The following is a 17,062-nucleotide window of genomic DNA, read 5'->3' on the forward strand; positions in this document are numbered from 1 at the left end:
TGGTACGGAGTCAAGGCATGGGTGAAACGATTTCCGGGCTCGCTCGGTCGGCCGGTGTAAACGTGGAAACGGTCCGCTATTATCAGCGCCGTGGGCTGATCGCGACGCCGCCGCGCGGTCGAGGCGTACGGCGCTATGGCGCACAGGATGTGCGGCGGCTGGGCTTCATCCGGTCCGCGCAGGCGGCCGGTTTCACGCTGGATGAAATAGCGGAATTGCTGGAACTGGACGCTGGGCAGGATCGTGCGAGGGCGCGCGAATTAGCCGCCGAGCGGATCGCCGCGCTGGACGCCAGGATCACGGCGTTGCAGCAGGCGCGGTCCGCGCTGGAGCGGCTTGCCCGGCAGTGCCATGAAACGGAGGAGGGACCGTGCCCGATCCTCACGGCATTCGAAACGTGAGGGAATGGGAACGGGCCGTAAGACGCCTATTCCAGTCCCGCGACCAGCCCGTCGATCGCGCCCTGAAGAATATAGCTGGCGGCGAGTTTATCCACCAGCTCGTCGCGGCGCGCGCGGCTGGCGTCGGCCTCCAGCAAGGTGCGGGTGACCGCCTGCGTCGACCAGCGCTCGTCCCAGAGCAGGATGGGTAGGCCAAGGTCGGCGATATTGTGCGCGAAGGCGCGGCTGGCCTGCGCGCGCGGTGAAAAGCTGCCGTCGAGGTTGAGGGGAAGGCCGATGACGACGCCCTTCACCTGCTGCTGGTCGATGAAGGCGGCCAGGCCGATCTTGTCCTTGCCGAATTTGCCGCGGGTAACGGTGTAGGCGGGGCTGGCGATCGTCCAGGCCGCGTCGCAGAGTGCTAGGCCGATGGTCTTGGTGCCCACGTCCATGCCGATCAGCCGCCCACCATGGGGTAAAGCCTGTCGGAAGTCCGCGCGATCTGTCGTCACCATTGTCATGCCGGTGCCTGTGTCACCGATCGCGGCGAATGTCACTCGCCGCGAAAGGCCGCCAGCCTTTTTAGCGCATCCTCCCGCACATTGCCCCAGAACAAGCTATAGTCATAGACGTGGTAATTATTGCCCGGCAGGGTGAAGGGCCCCATGTCGACCGGCTCCCCGATCATCAGCACGCCACTGGTATCGCAGCGCGCCGGCACGATGCCGGGGACCAGCTTGGGCGGCTGACCTTCTTCGCGCGCGTCGAGCGTTCCCTTGTTCGCGCTGGCCGGCGCCTGGCCGTTGAAGGCGCCGGTAATGGGATTGGTGCAGAGCATGTGCGTGCCCTTGCGCGGGCGGCCGGTATAGCCGCTCTTGCGTTCAAAGCTGTCGACCACGGCGGAGGGGTCGGCCGGTTCGGCGTAGCTTTGCCAGCTGACGATGCAATGCGCTTGGTCGCGGCGCGCGCAGGCGGGCAGGCCGAGCGCAGGCAGGTCCGCCTCCACCGAAACGGGCCAGCCCACGACATAGGCGGCGACGATCCGGTCCGCAATCGGCTTGCCCGCGACTTGGTTCCGCAGCAATTCCAGCAGGTGACGCGAGCCTTGGCTATGTGCGGCAAGGATGAGCGGGCCTTCCGGGTTGGCTTTGAGGAAAGCCGCAAAGGCCTGGCGCACATCGCCATAGGCGGCCGCCAGCGCCTTGTCGCCTTCCGGTCCCTGCGTCAGGAACGCGCCATAATTGGCCTGGCGATAGCGCGGCGCCCAGATGGCGCCCGCGCCGTTGAAGGCGCTGGCCTGGCCGGCGACGAAGCGGCGCGCGGTGGCATTGGCCTCCACATTATCCAGCGCCGCGTTCCAGTGCGCGCTGCCGAAGGTGGTGATGTAGCTGGTGGGATGGATGAAAAAGACCGCAGCCTGGCCCCTTTCCTTGGAAACGGGCGTGCCCGCAGGCGTCCAGAGCGCCGGATTGTCCTTCGCTATGTCCGGTCGCGCGATCCACATCGTCGCGTCGGCATAGGCATCGGCCGGCAGGGGCTTGAGCGGTTCGAAAGGCTCGCGTGGCACCATCACGGCGCGGATCAGCGCATTTCCCCAAAGTGCGTAAACCGCGCTCGCGCCGATCGCCAGCACGACCAACGCCGCGACGACATAGAGGAATTTGCGCGCCACCCTTTTCTCTCCGCCCTTTTGGAACATTTCGCTCCCTTGCCGCCTCATGTCTGGCGCAAGGACGGCACCCGCGCAAGAGGCGCGAAAGCGGCTTGATGGCGGGCGGTGCCGATGGTAGCGGCAACCCATGTCGATAGACCTTCAGACCGTGAAAAAGATCGCCAGCCTGTCGCGCATTTCCGTGACGGATGCCGAGGCGGAGGCGATGGTGCCCGAACTCAACAACATTCTGGGCTGGGTGGAGCAACTGGGCGAGGTGGACGTGACCGGCGTGGAGCCGATGACGGCCGTCATCCCCAACCAGCAGCGCCTGCGCGACGATGTCGTCACCGATGGCGATGTGCGCGACAAGGTGCTGGCCAACGCGCCGCAAGCCGAACATGGCTTTTTCGCGGTGCCCAAGGTGATCGAGTGACCTTCTTTGTCGCCATTCGCCATGAACTGGTCGAAGGGCTTCACTTCTCTTCAAGGAAGGACTGGGCTTCGACAGGCTCAGCCCGAACGGGGTTAGAGTTTTGACTGATCTGACTGATCTTACCGTAGCCGACATTCGCGACGGATTCCGCGCCGGCGATTTTTCGGCGCGCGAGGTGGCGGAGGCGTTCAACGCCAATGTCGCCGCGGCCAAGGCGCTCAATGCCTTCATCGTGGAAACGCCGGAAAAGGCGCTGGACGCGGCCGATGCCGCCGACAAGGCGAAGGCCGCCGGCGAAACGCTGGGTGCGCTTGCCGGCGTGCCGATCGGCATGAAGGACCTGTTCTGCACCCAGGGCGTCCAGACCACGGCGGCCAGCCACATGCTGGAAGGCTTCGTGCCCACCTATGAATCGACCGTGTCCGGCAAGCTGTGGGCGGCGGGCGCGGGGATGCTGGGCAAGCTCAACCTCGACCAGTTCGCCATGGGGTCGTCGAACGAGACGAGCTATTATGGCAATGTGATTTCGCCCTGGCGGCGCGGCGGAGGCGACAATGCGGCGCTGGCACCCGGTGGCTCTTCGGGCGGTTCTTCGTCTGCGATTGCCGCGCGGCTGTGCCCGGCGGCGACCGGCACCGACACGGGCGGTTCAATCCGTCAGCCCGCCGCCTTTACCGGCATCAGTGGCATCAAGCCGACCTATGGCCGCTGCTCGCGCTGGGGTATCGTCGCCTTCGCTTCCTCGCTCGATCAGGCGGGGCCGATGGCGCGGACGGTGCGCGACAACGCCATCCTGCTGGAGGTCATGTCGGGCTTTGACCCCAAGGATTCGACCAGCCTTGACCTTCCCGTCCCGCAGTGGGAGGCGAATTTGTCGAGCGATCTCAAGGGGAAGAAGGTCGGTATTCCCAAGGAATATCGCCCCGAAGGCCTGAACCCGGAAATCTCCGCCTTGTGGGATCGCGGCATCGAATGGCTGAAGGATGCCGGCGTCGAAGTCGTGGACGTGTCACTGCCGCATACGCAATATGCGCTGCCGACCTATTATATCATCGCGCCAGCCGAAGCCTCTTCCAACCTCGCCCGCTATGACGGCGTGCGCTATGGCCAGCGCGACTTGCCCGATGGGGCGGGCTTGCAGGACATGTATGCCGCGACCCGCGCCGCCGGCTTCGGCCCGGAGGTCAAGCGCCGCATCATGATCGGCACCTATGTGCTGTCGGCAGGCTTCTACGACGCTTATTATACCCAGGCGCAGAAGGTCCGGGCGCTGATCGCGCGCGATTTCGACCTGGCGTTCGAAAAGTGCGACCTGCTGCTGACGCCGACCGCGCCGAGCGCCTCCTTCGCGCTGGGCGAGAAGCAGGCCGATCCGCTGGCCATGTATCTGAACGACGTCTTCACCGTGCCGGCGTCGCTGGCGGGGCTGCCGGCGATGGCGGTGCCGGGTGGGCTGGATTCGGCGGGGCTGCCGATCGGGTTGCAGGTGATCGGCAAGGCGCTGGACGAGCAAACGGTTTTGAACGCATCGCTGGCGCTGGAAGAACGGGCCGGCTTCACGGCGCGGCCGGACAAGTGGTGGTGACCTATACTCCCGTTCGCCCTGAGCGTGTCGAAGGGCTGCACTTTTCTTCAAGAAAGGACTGGGCTTCGACAAGCTCAGCCCGAACGGAAACAAGACCATGAGTGACTATCGCATCCAGGGCGCAACCGGAGAGTGGGAGGTCGTGATCGGCCTGGAGGTCCATGCGCAGGTGACGTCGAACGCCAAGCTGTTTTCCGGCGCGGCGACGGCGTTCGGCGCGGAGCCCAACACGCAGGTCAGCTTGGTCGACGCGGCCATGCCCGGCATGCTGCCTGTGCCCAACCGCGAATGCATCCGCCAGGCGGTGCGCACCGGCATGGCGATCGACGCGCAGATCAACAAATGGTCGCGCTTCGACCGAAAGAATTATTTCTACGCGGATCTGCCGCAGGGCTATCAGATCAGCCAGCTCTATCACCCGATCGTGGGCGAGGGCGCGATCGATATAGTGCTTGACGAGAAGAACCCCGAAACCAGCACCAAGCGCATCGGCGTCGAGCGCATCCATATCGAGCAGGATGCCGGCAAGCTGATGCATGACCAGCACCCCACCAGTTCCTATGTCGACCTCAACCGGTCGGGCGTGGCGCTGATGGAAATCGTGTCGAAGCCCGACATGCGTTCGCCTGCCGAAGCCGGAGCCTATCTGTCGAAGTTGCGGACGATCCTGCGCTATGTGGGGTCGTGCGACGGCAATATGGACCAGGGTTCGATGCGCGCTGACGTCAACGTCTCCGTGCGCAGGCCCGGCGAGCCGTTCGGCACGCGGACCGAGACGAAGAATGTGAACTCCGTCCGTTTCGTCATGGCCGTGGTCGAGCATGAGGCGAACCGGCAGGTCGACGTGCTGGAGGCCGGCGGCAGCATCGTGCAGGAAACGCGCCTCTACGACCCCGATCGCAACGAGACGCGCTCGATGCGGTCGAAGGAAGATGCGCACGACTATCGCTACTTCCCCGATCCTGACCTTTTGCCCTTGGAACTGGACGACGCGTTTCTGGAGGAATGCCGCCAGTCGCTGCCCGAACTGCCGGACGCCAAGCGGGCGCGCTATGTGAACGATCTGGGCTTGTCCGCCTATAATGCGACGACCCTGACCGCCGACGCCGACACCGCCCGCTGGTTCGAAGCGCTGCTGGCCGAAGGCGCACGCATCCAGAAGAAGAGCGAGGGAGAAGTCGCCAAGGCCTCGGCCAACTGGCTGCTGTCGGAGCTTTATGGCGCGCTCAATCGCCTGGGCAAGTCGCTGGACGAAAGCCCGGTCGGGCCGGAAGAGGGCGCTGAACTGCTGGCGCTGGTGGCAGACGGCACGATCAGCGGCACCATTGCCAAGCAGGTGTTTGAGATCATGCTGGAAACGGGCGCGCGCGCGCCGGCCATCGTCGAGGAAAAGGGCCTGAAGCAGACGTCCGACACGGGCGCGATCGAGGCCGCGGTCGCCAAGGTGCTGGCCGACAATGCTGACAAGGTCGCGCAATATAGGGGCGGCAAGGAAGCGCTGTTCGGTTTCTTCGTCGGCCAGACGATGAAGGCGATGCAGGGCAAGGCTAATCCTCAGGTCGTCAACGAAATGGTGAAGAAGGGTCTGGCTGGCTGAGCCGGCCCGATCATTCGGAGCAATGCCAAAGGGGCGCTTGGCCGGGCGCCCCTTTTTTTATGCCCACGCCAATGGGCAAAGAGAAGGGGCGCCGCCGGGGGACCAGCGACGCCCCTCTTTATGTTCGGCGCCCTTGGGGAGGGATATGTGCCGAAGCGGAAGCGGCGGACCGGGAGGGTCTGTGGGGTGTGGCCCGCCGCTTCAAAGGTCAGACGTCACAGGACGAAGTTAACCGTCGCGCGAAATGAGATGGCGACGTGATTTTGTTGTTCCTCCGCGCCAAATTCGCCGCCGACGCGGAACGTGTCCGTGCCGCCATAGAGGCGCGCGCGGCCGGTCCAGCCATTGGTGCGATCTTCCGCCACCAGCGTGAACTGGTCACCATCCTTGAAATAGGCGGTGGTGTCGCCGAGCGATCCGCCGATGATCTGGCGCCGGCCGCCCTCCAGCTCCAGCCGGACCCAGCCGTCAGCCGGATCAAGACTACCGAAATCATAGCCGGCCGTGATCGTGCCGTTGGCAGTGGTTTCGTCGCTCGTGCGGCCAAGCACCGTCAGATTGAAGGCGTCGCCACCCCCGGTTTCGGCATAACCATCTTCCTTGAGCCGGTAATAGTCGATGCCGACTGCCGGACGCAGGCTGAAACGGTTGAACTGCATCTGATAGGAGAGGCCGGCTGTCGCGGAATAGAGATCGCCATCCCATTCGCCGTCAGCGGTGCGCGTCACGTCGCCATTTTCGAAATGGCGGCTGCCCGAGAAGTTGATCTTGGCCGCAGACAGGCGGGCAAAGGCTAGCAGCGGCCCCCATTGGCCGCGCCAGTGCGCCGCCAGTTCATATTGATCGGAATCCACGGCATTGTTCGAACCGCTGGAATCGCTGCCATGAATATAGGCGAAGGACCCGCCAAATGCGCCCAGATCGGTCAGATATTCCACGCCGCCGCCAGCGCCCCAGCCATTGATGTCGTAGGACGCCGTGCTGCCCACGCTCTTGGCGCTGCCGAAGGCGACCTGTTGCAGCCAGAAGCCCAGGCGACCGTCCTTGGTGCGGTAGATGCCATTGGGGTCCGACAGGATACGGGCGGTCGCGCGCGATCCCGACGTGACCGCTTCAAAGGTGCCGCCGGCATGGTCAGGCAGCATCTGGCGCAGATTGGCGTTCAGCGTCGTGCCGTCCGCTATGCCAAGATAGGCATCGGCAATGTCGCTGTCATTATCGAGCGCGTTGAAGATCGCGTCATAGGCGCGGGCCACCGACCCGCTCAGCCCCAGTTCCGCGACGCTTTTTGCTGCAATCGACAGGGTGACGGTGCCAGCGGACCTATCGCCCGTCACGCTGCCCTTGAAAATATAGGGTAGCAGGGTTTCGGTATCGAGTGCCGGCGCGCCACTGAGCGATCCGGCGCGGACGATGACATAGTCTCCCTCCGATCCGCTGACCTGAGCCAGGTTGACCTTGACCTGCGATCCGCTGGCAAAGCTTGCCGCGCCCGCCACGTCGTAGAGCGTGCTGGTTCCTTCCCCTGCATCAATGGTGACGCCGATGGTGGATGTACCGCTGGCGGCGAGGGAGTTCAGCGCGATTGTTCCGCCGTTGGTGGCGTTCAACATGCCGCCATTCAGCACCACGTCGATATTGCCGGCGTTGCTGATCGCGCCGGACAGGCTGGACGTGCCCCCCATCGTCAGCGTGCCGGAGCCGTTGCCGAAGTCGACGGCGCCGACGATCGCGGCGGTGTCCGCCAAGGTCAGGTTGGCCGATCCGGTCCCGAAGCTGGTATTGCCGGTCAGCGTAGTGCTGCCCGAAAGCGCCATGCTGTCATCCCCAGCGCCCAGCGCGACATTGCCGGTGATGGTGCCGGCCGACACCATCACGCTGTCATTGCCGGCACCTAGGCGAACGTCACCGATGATGACAGGCGCGCTGGCGTCCTCGTCCGCCCGGCCTTGGGTCAATGTTACGCCGTTGTCATTGGCACTCAGGTCAATTGCAACGTTGGAAGCGCCGCCCGACGCGGAGATGGTTCCACTGTTGCTGAGATTGGAAACGGTGCCGGAGTTGTCCACGATGGCGATGGCCGTGCCGGCTTCATCATCCAGCGCCGCTGATGCCACGGTTCCACTGACGATCAGCTGTTCGACATTTGCGCCCGCATCGATCACGATGGCACGCGCGGCGGTATTTTCTTCCGACGAGCCCGTCGCACCGATTGCGCCGCTGACTTCGATCGTCCCGGCACTGGCTCCTGACCCTAGTCGGAGGGCCGTGGCGTTGCTGTCATAGGACACCGCCGCGATCGTCCCGTCTACCAATATGCCTTTGGCTATGTCGACATTGCCGCCCAGCCCGCCGATGACGAGGCCATTGGCGTCAACGCCGTCATAGATGCCATAGCCCGCTATGGTGCCGTTGACGATCAATCCATAGCCCGATCCACCTGCGGCCACGGCGCCGATCGTCGTGTCCACATCCACCGCGCCGACCTGAACCGAAGCGGATGATCCATAGGTCACGATCGAGGCCGACCCTTCGGTGCTGTCGGTCAGGCCGTCATCGTCGATGTCGGTGTCATCTTCATCATCGTCGTCCCCTGCGACCGGCGGCACGTCGAAGATGACGCCACCGCTGACATTGCCGGCGATCACGAGAGCCGATCCGCCCTGAAGCAAATCATCGTCGTCCAGAATATCGGTGTCACTGGGCCGGGTGGTGTAGCGATAGCCGTTGCTGACGATCGATCCCTGGATCTTGACCGCGCCGTCCACGTCGCCCAGCAGCGCCGCGCCGACGCTGTTTTCGCCTGTCGCGCTGATGGCGCCGCGCAAGGTGACGTCACCGATCACGTCATTGGCGATCACGCCATAGCTGTTGTCGCCCACCACCGTGATCGAGCCGCTGGTCGCGAGGTCGCCGGTGAGCGCGCCATCCAGACGGATGCCGGCCGAATCATTGCCTTCGATGCTGATGGTGCCGCTATGGGTGATGTCGCCGTTATGGCCAGCGCCCGATTGCACCCAGATGCCCTTCTTGTTGCTGCCCTCTGCAAAGGGGCCATCCGTATCGCCGTCGTCATCATCGTCTTCGGCCGTATAATCCTCTGTCAGCGTGATCGTGCCGCTGTTGGTGATGTCGCCGGTGGTGCCGGGCGCGATCAGAATGCCGGTGACGTTATCAGCGTCGTTGATCGTGATCGTGCCTGCGTTTGATATGTCGTTATTGCTGTCCACCGTTACCCCGGTGCCGCTGGTCAGCGTGACCGACCCGGCCGATGTGATGGTGATGTCGTCCGCCGATCCGTTGGCCACGGTCGACGTCCTGACAGGTGCGGTGGTCGCTGACGTGATCTGGGTTTCCGCCGCTGCGTCCGCGCCGGCCAGTGCCACCAGAACCGGGGCGATGGCCGTACAGGCCAAAAGATGTCGCATGATGTCTCCTCTGCGTGCCGCGCTGCAGTTGTTGTGAAAGGCGCGCGTGCGCATGGGACGTCGCCGAAGCGGGCTTCCCGTCCGGCGCTGCGATGAATGGATGTTCAGGCTATCGTCAGAAGGCGAAATCAAGCCCCAAGCGCACGCTTCGCGGACGCAGCGGGGTATAATAGTCCGACCGTAGGTCGAAAGGCGTGCCAAGTGAGAAGCGATTGCCATTGCTGTCGAGCAGGTTGGTGATCGACAGCGAATATTGCAGCGGACCGTGCCGAAGGCTGGCGGTCAGGCTGGAGTCGACATAATCGCCCTGCGTCTGACCCAATATAGGCCCGACGCCCAGTCTGGATTTCCCGACATAGCGCGCCGCGCCATTGAGATGCAGGGCCATGTCGCCGTCCAGGACCATCCGATAATCGACCGCCAGACGCCCCCCCAGATTGGCGACATTGGGCAGCGACAGGGATTCGCCATCAAACGACAATGCGCGGAGGAATTGCGCGGGCCGGCTGAGTTTGCTGTCATTATAGATGAAGCTGCCGTCGAGCGTCAGGGCCGTCAAAGGCCGCAGCACGATCCGGCCTTCCACCGTGTAAATCCGGCCATCGCCGATGTTGGCGGTCGTCGGCAATCCGATCCGGTCCGTCACGTCCGCCTGGATATCGCGCCAGTCGGTATAGGCGACATTGGCGCTGAGCGCGAGCGGATCGCGACCGGGCATTCCCTTGCGAAATCCCAGCTCCACGGTGGACACGCGGTCATTCTGGTAACGGCGCACCCTCTGGTCATCGACGGCAAGGCCGCCGGGCCGAAAACCCTGCTGGAACCGGGCATAGAGCGTGACATCGGGAATGGCGTCCGTCAGCAGCGATGCCGAGGGCAGGAAGATCGTCTCATTGCGATCCGCCTGTGCCTCGGCGCGGGCGAGGTCGGCCGATGACAGGGCGGCAATCGGGTCCAGAGCCTCACCCGACAGCCGGCTGTTGGTCAGCCGACCGCCGACCGTAGCGATCAGCCCCCGGATCGGTTCAAACGACGCTTCACCGAACAGAGTCGCTTCCTTAACCCGATTGCGCACACCGGTCGCGGGCGCAGGCATGCCGCGTCCGAATACCGGCACGTTCGGAATAATTTCCGGCAGGACCGGGGCTGTTCCAAAGGACGTCAGTGACCGGTGAATGTCCGACGTGCTTTGCAGATAGGACGCGCCCAATATCCAGCCCAGACCATTGTCGAGGTCGCGAACCAGCCGGTTTTCGGTCGAGAAAATGTCGACCTTGTTATCCTGGCGGAACAGCGCCGGTGCGCCGCCGGGTTGGGTGGCGTCATAGCTTTCGGCGAGGTCATGGCGGACAAGCCCGGTGGAGGATACGAAGCGCAGATTGTCCCACTGGCGTTCGATCCGCACATTGGCGAGCAGATAGTCGGAGGAATAGGGCTGGGTGACGGCCGACGCGCGTTTCAGGCGGCCAACCGAGCGGGTCGCATATTGCGCATCGTCGCCGGCAATATGTTGATAGACGCCGCTGAGGTCGATGGTCCAATTCTCGTCCGGCGCAAAACGCAGCGCGGCGCGGCCGCCCCATGTCCGCACCCGGTTGACGTCTTCCTTGTCGCGATTGACGTCATCGATATAGCCGCCTTCCTGCACGCCATAGCCGACCAGTCTCAACGCCAGCTTTTCCGCGACGATCGGGACGTTCAATGTCGCCGACAGGTCGCCCCCGGGATCGCCATGCTGCGTGGCCGACACACCTGCCGACATCTGGCCGCCATATTCGCCCAGATTGGGCGCATTGGGCATGATCCGGATGATGCCGCCCAAGGAACCAGCGCCGTATAATGTGCCTTGCGGCCCTTCCAGCACTTCCACCCGGCCGACATCGTAAAGTTTGAGGTCGGGGTCGGGCGCTGCGTAATTGAGGCGCATGTCGCCCAGATATTGGCCGGTCGTCGCCTGGGTCGGGCCAGCCACGCCGGAATCGGCGATGGCCCGGATGAAGAGCTTGTTGCGGCCATTGCCGGCGTGCGTGGAGCTGAGGCTCGCGATCCGAGCGAGCAGCGTCGCACTGCCATTGGCGGCTTCAGCGCTCGTGAAGACGCTGTTGTCCAGCGTTTCGACCATCCCGGCATAGCGCGGCAGAGGCGTGTCGCGCTTGGACGCGGTAACGATGATCTCGACCGGATCGGCTTCGGGCGCGGGCAGGGCGGGTATGGCAGGCGCTTGAGGGGGGCGTGAGGGCGTTTGGTTCGGCTTGCGCTCCAGGCGCCATGTGCCGCCGGCAATGCGGCGCGCCCTGACGTTCGTGCCGTCGAGCAGCCGTCTGAGTGCCACCTCGAGCGACATCTGTCCATTCAGACCTTTTACCGGTAGCCCGGCCACCGACTGGTCCGACATGCCGATGCTGGCCCCGGTTTGACGGCCGAGCGCGATCGCTGCCTCGCCCAGCCTGCCGGGAGCGATGCTGATCCTGTGTCTCTCCGCCGCCTGTACGGGCGTTGCGGTCGCCGTAACGGCGGCGGCGACGAAAAGGAGGTCAGTCTTGCGGCGCATTCCCTTCCTTGGACGATGCCGGCTTCAGCACCCAACCGCCGTCTTTTGGAACGGCGGAAAGCCCCATCAATGGCGCGGCACCGGAAAAGAACCGTGCCGGATTTTTGTCCAGCTCGATTGTCCCGGTAAAGCGCATCGCCTGCGCAGAAGCGGTCGTCATTACGCGAATGCCGAGCGATCGGCCGATATCCTGGCCGATGTCGCGGATGGTCGCATTGTTGTAGACCAAGCGCCCTTCGCGCCAGCTCGCGACCGCAGCGGGCGCGACATCCATGACCCGCAAGCCCTCCGCATCGTCTGCAAGTGCGCGGCCGGCCGGCAGGGCGATCGCCTCTGCCTGCGGATTGTAGATCACCTTGCCCTCGGACACGCCAATGCGGGTCGCCTTGTCGGTATGGACAATGTTGAATATCGTGCCAGCGTCCTCAAAGACAGCATCGCCGACGCTGACACGGAAGGGATCACTGGCGTCGTGTCGGACGGTGAAGGCGGCCTCGCCCCGGTCCAGCGCGGCGAAACGTGCGTCGTTGCGATCAAGGCGCAGCTGGGTATCGCCGTTGAGATCGATCGTCGTGCCATCGTCAAGCGCGACACGGCGCGTTTCGCCGGGCCGCGTAGTCACGCTATAGATATCGGCACGGTTCATCATGCCGATCGACACGGTGGCGACCAGAGCGGCGGCGATCGCCCCGCCAGCCGCCCAGCGCCAGACCGGACGGCGCGGCTGCGCTATGTCATTGGCGGGGCGGGGCAGCGTGACCGGATCAGCAGGGATGATGGCGTGCAGTTCCGCGTCCTGGACCATCAAGGCGTCATAGGCTTGGCCCCGCGCGGGGTCGCCCTCCAGCCAGATGGTGAAGGCCTCCCAGTCGTCAAATCCCGGATCCCGCGTGCGGATCACCCACGCGAGCGCCTCCTCATTCACCATGGCTCCAGCCCTGTTCCTATTATGCCCCTTGATAGGCCTGACGCCGCCGAGCCGCTCATTCCGTATCCAGTTTCTGCTTGAGCGCGATCATCGCACGATAGGCCTTTTGCAGGTCCTTCTCCACCGTGGTTAGACTTACACCCAATTCTTCGGCGATCACCTTCTGCCCGACGCCTTCGATCCGGAAACGACGGAAGACGAGTTCGACCCTTGGCCCCAGTGCGCGCAGAACGCTGCGTGCTTCATCCAGCCGCTGGTTCAGGATCAGCCGGTCGTCCACGGGGACGTCATCGCTCGGGTCGGCCATGACGCCGCCTGCGCCCCCGGCCCAATCCTGCTCACGCCGTTCCCGCCGGGTCGAGGACCGGTACCGGTCGAGCATCAGATTGTTCGCCATACGGTAGAGATAAGGCAGCGGGTCGGCCACCGGACCAAGATCCTTGGCCTCCAGCTTCATCCACATATCCTGCAACAGGTCTTCAGCGTCGTCGCCCGCGCCGCGCGCGCGCAAAAAGCGCAGCAGCGCGGCGCGGTGCGTCATGAATATCGCGGAAAGGCCGGTGGCCATGCCTGTTCTGGGTCCAATGCGTGCGATCAGGCCGGATGCCATAGAGGGGGCGACGGGGTGTTGGCAATCGCCAAGCTGTTTACGTTGCCGCAAGCGTGCTTTAGCGCCGCAGGTTATGGCAAGGCGATGAGGGATGCGGATGCTTGACGGGTTGGACAGGGCGGCAGCGCTAGCAGCGGGCATGGACGCGGACCGGCTGGATGCGCTCGTGACGTTTCTCGATCAACACTATGTCCAGAGCGGCAAGCTGCCCCACATGCAGTTTTTTCTGTCCCGCGATGAGGCGCCGCTGCTATCGGTGACGCGCGGCGCGGCGCGGGAAGACGGGACCCCGCTGCACCCCGATGCCCTGTATCGCATCGCGTCAATGACGAAGCCGGTCACGTCGGTCGCCTTCATGATGCTGGTGGAGCAGGGACTGGTGGCGCTGGACACGCCAGTCACGGACGTCATTCCCGAATTTGCGGACTTGCGGGTCGGCGGCGCACGCGAAAGCCGGCCAGCGCGGCCAATGCAGATGATCGACCTGCTGCGGCATACATCGGGCCTGACCTATGGGTTGCAGCGCCAGACTGCGATCGACGCGCGCTATCGGGAGATGGGACTGGACGAGTTTCAGCAAAAGCGCAGCTCCGACCAGTTCATCGCCGATCTTGCGAGCTTGCCGCTGGAATTTTCTCCGGGAGAGAGATGGAATTATTCGGTGTCGACGGACGTGCTGGGCGTCGTGATCGAGCGTTTGACGGGGACGGACCTGCAAAGTCATTTCGAGCGTGCCATCTTCACGCCGCTGGGCATGACAGATACCGGCTTTGTGCTGCCGGCCGATAGGGCTGCCCGCATGACCGACGCCTGGCGGCTGGAGGAAAGCGGCCTGCGGGTTCCGGCCGATCTGGGCGCGCGCAGCAATTGGCGACGGAGCGGATGCTTTTTCTCAGGCGGGGGAGGGCTGGTGTCGAGCGTCGCCGACTATCACCGGTTCGCACGCATGTTGCTGCGCGGCGGCGAACTCGATGGCCAGCGCTTGCTGTCGGAGGAGACGGTCGCGTCGATGCGAACCAACCAGTTGCCCGGCGGCAGCGATCTGGCGGGCATGTCCAGCGCGATGTTCAGCGAAGCGGACTATCAAGGCGTGGGCTTTGGCCTGGGCTTCGCCATGGGACTGGAAAAGGGCGAATATTATTGGGGCGGCGTGTTTTCGACCTATTTCTGGATCGATCCGGTAGAACGGCTGATCGGGATATTCATGACCCAGCTCCTGCCATCCAGCGCCTATCCCGTGCGGGCACAGATGCGCGCGGCCGTGTCAGAAGCGATCGTCCGGTCACGGCGCGACTGACGGATCAAAAGGTCACGTGACAAGTTCTTGCTGCACCGCCGAAATGCTGATGGCGCTGGTCCTGCGGCTATGCCATCATCATGGGTGATTCAGCAGGGGGACGTCACGCCATGAACCTTGAGGGCCAGACCAAACTTCCCAGGCCCGCGCCGCGGCAGGTCGATCCCGAATTGCTGGCCCGTGAAATCGTCGAGCGGCTGACCTATCGCATCGGCAAGGATGCCGCTGCTGCCAAGCCCCATGACTGGCTGCATGCCGTCATCCTGGCAATCCGCGACCGGGTGATCGACGCCTGGATCGAATCCACCCATAAAACCTATGAGGCGCAGGGGCGGCGGGTCTATTATCTCAGCCTGGAATTTCTGATCGGGCGATTGATGCGCGATGCCGCGTCCAACATGGAGATGTTGGACGATTTACAGGCGGCACTGACTTCGCTGGGTGTCGACCTCGACATCATTGCCGCGTTGGAGCCTGACGCAGCGCTGGGCAATGGCGGCCTGGGCCGGCTTGCCGCCTGTTTCATGGAAAGCATGGCGACGGTGGACGTGCCCGCTTATGGCTACGGCATCCGCTATGTGAACGGCATGTTCCGGCAGGAAATCAGCGACGGTTGGCAGGTGGAATTGCCGGAAAACTGGCTGGCGCACGGCAACCCGTGGGAATTCGAGCGGCGCGAGGCGAGCTACGAGGTCGGCTTTGGCGGTCGCGTCGATCCGGCCGACGGGGAAGATGCCGGCCCGCATCAGATGCACTGGCGGCCGGGCGAGCGTGTCATCGCGACCCCCTATGATACGCCGATTGCAGCCTGGCGCGGCAAGCGCGTCAATACGCTGCGCTTGTGGGAGGCGCAGCCCATCGACCCAATCCTGCTCGACAAGTTCAACGCCGGCGACCATCTGGGCGCCTTGTCCGAAAGCAACCGGGCCGAAGCGCTGACCCGCGTGCTCTACCCGGCGGACTCTTCGCCTGCGGGCCAGGAATTGCGGTTGCGCCAGGAATATTTCTTCTCCTCCGCCTCTTTGCAGGACATAGTGCGCCGGCATATCCAATATTTCGGCGACATACGGACCTTGCCGGACAAGGCCGCGATCCAGCTCAACGACACGCACCCGGCAGTGTCGGTCGCTGAATTGATGCGCATCCTGCTCGACGATCATGGGCTTGATTTTGACGAAGGGTGGGACATTACCCGCCGCACCTTCAGCTATACCAATCACACCTTGTTGCCCGAGGCGCTGGAGAGCTGGCCGGTGCCGCTGTTCGAGCGCCTGCTTCCGCGCCACATGCAGATCGTCTATGCGGTGAACAGCCGGCTGCTGGCGGAAGCGCGCCGGTCCGGGCAGTTTGATGACGGCGCGATCGGCGCAATTTCCCTGATCGACGAGCATGGCGGCCGCCGGGTGCGCATGGGCAATCTCGCCTTTACCGGGTCGCACAGCGTCAACGGCGTGTCGGCGCTGCACACCGACTTGATGAAGGAAACGGTGTTCGCGGACCTGCACCGCCTTTATCCCGCGCGCATCAACAACAAGACCAATGGCGTTACCTTCCGCCGCTGGCTGATGCAGTGCAATCCGGGTCTCACTGCCCTTATCCGTGATGCCATCGGCGATCGGTTTCTGGACGACCCCGAAGCGTTGCGCGATCTTGATCGCTTCGCCGACGATGCGGGCTTTCAGGAGCGATTCTTCTCGGTCAAGCGCGCCAACAAGGGGGCGCTGTCCGACCTGCTGCGCAAGCGGGTCAATGCGCGGATCGACCCGGCGGCGCTGTTCGACATCCAGATCAAGCGCATCCATGAATATAAGCGCCAGTTGCTCAACATCATCGAGGCGGTGTCGCTTTATGACCAGATTCGCTCCCACCCCGAACGCGACTGGTCGCCGCGCGTCAAGCTGTTCGGCGGCAAGGCCGCGCCCAGCTATCATAATGCCAAGCTGATCATCAAATTGGCCAATGACGTGGCCCGCGCCGTCAATCACGATCCAGCGGTGCAGGGGCTGCTCAAACTGCAATTCGTGCCCAATTACAATGTGTCCATGGCGGAAATGATGATCCCGGCCGCGGACCTGAGCGAACAGATTTCGACGGCGGGCATGGAAGCGTCCGGCACCGGCAACATGAAGTTCGCGGTCAATGGCGCGCTGACCATCGGCACGCTGGATGGCGCCAATGTCGAAATGCGCGATCATGTCGGCGAGGATAACATCATCATCTTCGGCCTGACCGCGCAGGAGGTGAATGAGAGGCGCGCCAATGGCTATAATCCTGGCGAGGTGATCGGCCAGAGCCGAGAACTGGGTCAGGCGCTCGACGCCATCGCCAGCGGTGTCTTTTCCCCCGACGATCCTGATCGCTACAAGGCGTTGATCCAGGGCATATATGACCATGACTGGTTCATGGTCGCGGCTGATTTCGACAGCTATTCGGCGGCGCAGCGATCTGTCGACGCCCTATGGAAGGATGAAGGGCTCTGGGCGAAGAAGGCGATCCACAATGTGGCGCGCATGGGCTGGTTCTCGTCCGATCGAACGATCCGCGAATATGCGACCGACATATGGAAGCTGCCGGCATGACGCAGGGGCGCAGATAGGCG

At 63.8% G+C, this 17,062-nt stretch carries 12 protein-coding genes; 6 read left to right on the forward strand and 6 right to left on the reverse strand.

Going from position 1 to position 17,062, the window contains the following annotated elements; genetic code table 11:
- The first annotated feature begins 17 nt into the window (after window positions 1-17).
- Window positions 18-401: a MerR family transcriptional regulator gene (locus RLDS_RS36940; RefSeq protein ID WP_021225499.1), complete on the forward strand. Its 384-nt coding sequence runs from the start codon at window positions 18-20 to the stop codon at window positions 399-401.
- Between the two features lie 26 nt (window positions 402-427).
- Here RLDS_RS36940 and ruvX read toward each other — a convergent pair whose 3' ends face one another.
- Both ruvX and RLDS_RS36950 read right to left on the reverse strand, forming a co-directional pair.
- Window positions 428-901: a Holliday junction resolvase RuvX gene (gene ruvX, locus RLDS_RS36945; protein WP_031297822.1), complete on the reverse strand. Its 474-nt coding sequence runs from the start codon at window positions 899-901 to the stop codon at window positions 428-430.
- A 32-nt stretch (window positions 902-933) separates the two neighbouring features.
- Window positions 934-2,052, reverse strand: a complete 1,119-nt coding sequence (locus RLDS_RS36950) for a DUF3089 domain-containing protein (protein ID WP_031297824.1) — start codon at window positions 2,050-2,052, stop codon at window positions 934-936.
- Window positions 2,053-2,179: 127 nt separating this feature from the next.
- Between RLDS_RS36950 and gatC the strand changes: the two genes are divergently transcribed.
- The 3 genes from gatC to gatB all read left to right on the forward strand — a co-directional run bounded on the left by gatC (window position 2,180) and on the right by gatB (window position 5,649).
- Window positions 2,180-2,467 carry an Asp-tRNA(Asn)/Glu-tRNA(Gln) amidotransferase subunit GatC gene (gene gatC, locus RLDS_RS36955; RefSeq protein WP_021225502.1) on the forward strand — a complete coding sequence of 96 codons (288 nt, stop codon included), beginning with the start codon at window positions 2,180-2,182 and terminating at the stop codon, window positions 2,465-2,467.
- 100 nt (window positions 2,468-2,567) lie between these two features.
- Complete coding sequence (gatA, locus tag RLDS_RS36960; protein WP_021225503.1) at window positions 2,568-4,052, forward strand: Asp-tRNA(Asn)/Glu-tRNA(Gln) amidotransferase subunit GatA; 1,485 nt, start codon at window positions 2,568-2,570, stop codon at window positions 4,050-4,052.
- A gap of 97 nt (window positions 4,053-4,149) precedes the next feature.
- Entirely contained in the window at window positions 4,150-5,649 is a 1,500-nt protein-coding gene (gene gatB, locus RLDS_RS36965; protein WP_021225504.1) for an Asp-tRNA(Asn)/Glu-tRNA(Gln) amidotransferase subunit GatB, read from the forward strand.
- A gap of 215 nt (window positions 5,650-5,864) precedes the next feature.
- Here the strand turns inward: gatB and RLDS_RS36970 are convergent, their stop codons facing one another.
- The 4 genes from RLDS_RS36970 to RLDS_RS36985 all read right to left on the reverse strand — a co-directional run bounded on the left by RLDS_RS36970 (window position 5,865) and on the right by RLDS_RS36985 (window position 13,124).
- The gene (locus RLDS_RS36970) at window positions 5,865-9,077 is read right to left on the reverse strand and encodes an autotransporter outer membrane beta-barrel domain-containing protein (protein ID WP_021225505.1); all 3,213 of its coding nucleotides are present in this window, start codon (window positions 9,075-9,077) and stop codon (window positions 5,865-5,867) included.
- A gap of 115 nt (window positions 9,078-9,192) precedes the next feature.
- On the reverse strand, window positions 9,193-11,628 hold the full coding sequence (locus RLDS_RS36975) for a TonB-dependent receptor domain-containing protein (protein WP_021225506.1): 2,436 nt from the start codon (window positions 11,626-11,628) through the stop codon (window positions 9,193-9,195).
- Window positions 11,612-12,556: a FecR family protein gene (locus RLDS_RS36980; RefSeq protein ID WP_021225507.1), complete on the reverse strand. Its 945-nt coding sequence runs from the start codon at window positions 12,554-12,556 to the stop codon at window positions 11,612-11,614. Before RLDS_RS36980 ends, RLDS_RS36975 begins: the two co-directional genes overlap by 17 nt.
- 55 nt (window positions 12,557-12,611) lie before the next feature.
- Window positions 12,612-13,124 carry an RNA polymerase sigma factor gene (locus RLDS_RS36985; protein WP_021225508.1) on the reverse strand — a complete coding sequence of 171 codons (513 nt, stop codon included), beginning with the start codon at window positions 13,122-13,124 and terminating at the stop codon, window positions 12,612-12,614.
- Window positions 13,125-13,257: 133 nt separating this feature from the next.
- On the opposite strand from RLDS_RS36985, the gene RLDS_RS36990 reads away from it, so the two are divergent.
- Window positions 13,258-14,463 carry a serine hydrolase domain-containing protein gene (locus tag RLDS_RS36990; protein ID WP_021225509.1) on the forward strand — a complete coding sequence of 402 codons (1,206 nt, stop codon included), beginning with the start codon at window positions 13,258-13,260 and terminating at the stop codon, window positions 14,461-14,463.
- A gap of 110 nt (window positions 14,464-14,573) precedes the next feature.
- A complete protein-coding gene (locus RLDS_RS36995) occupies window positions 14,574-17,042 on the forward strand; it encodes a glycogen/starch/alpha-glucan phosphorylase (RefSeq protein ID WP_021225510.1) in 2,469 nt (822 codons plus the stop codon).
- Window positions 17,043-17,062 lie beyond the last annotated feature (20 nt).

Source organism: Sphingobium lactosutens DS20 (genome assembly GCF_000445105.1).
GTDB lineage: Bacteria > Pseudomonadota > Alphaproteobacteria > Sphingomonadales > Sphingomonadaceae > Sphingobium > Sphingobium lactosutens.

Bases quoted from the DNA above. Each gene is read 5' to 3' on its own strand.
- gatC (WP_021225502.1), top strand. From the start codon at position 2,180: ATGTCGATAGACCTTCAGACCGTGAAAAAGATCGCCAGCCTGTCGCGC.
- RLDS_RS36985 (WP_021225508.1), bottom strand. From the start codon at position 13,124: ATGGCCACCGGCCTTTCCGCGATATTCATGACGCACCGCGCCGCGCTG.
- gatB (WP_021225504.1), top strand. From the start codon at position 4,150: ATGAGTGACTATCGCATCCAGGGCGCAACCGGAGAGTGGGAGGTCGTG.
- RLDS_RS36940 (WP_021225499.1), top strand. From the start codon at position 18: ATGGGTGAAACGATTTCCGGGCTCGCTCGGTCGGCCGGTGTAAACGTG.
- RLDS_RS36990 (WP_021225509.1), top strand. From the start codon at position 13,258: ATGCGGATGCTTGACGGGTTGGACAGGGCGGCAGCGCTAGCAGCGGGC.
- RLDS_RS36980 (WP_021225507.1), bottom strand. From the start codon at position 12,556: ATGGTGAATGAGGAGGCGCTCGCGTGGGTGATCCGCACGCGGGATCCG.
- RLDS_RS36970 (WP_021225505.1), bottom strand. From the start codon at position 9,077: ATGCGACATCTTTTGGCCTGTACGGCCATCGCCCCGGTTCTGGTGGCA.
- RLDS_RS36995 (WP_021225510.1), top strand. From the start codon at position 14,574: ATGAACCTTGAGGGCCAGACCAAACTTCCCAGGCCCGCGCCGCGGCAG.
- RLDS_RS36975 (WP_021225506.1), bottom strand. From the start codon at position 11,628: ATGCGCCGCAAGACTGACCTCCTTTTCGTCGCCGCCGCCGTTACGGCG.
- ruvX (WP_031297822.1), bottom strand. From the start codon at position 901: ATGACAATGGTGACGACAGATCGCGCGGACTTCCGACAGGCTTTACCC.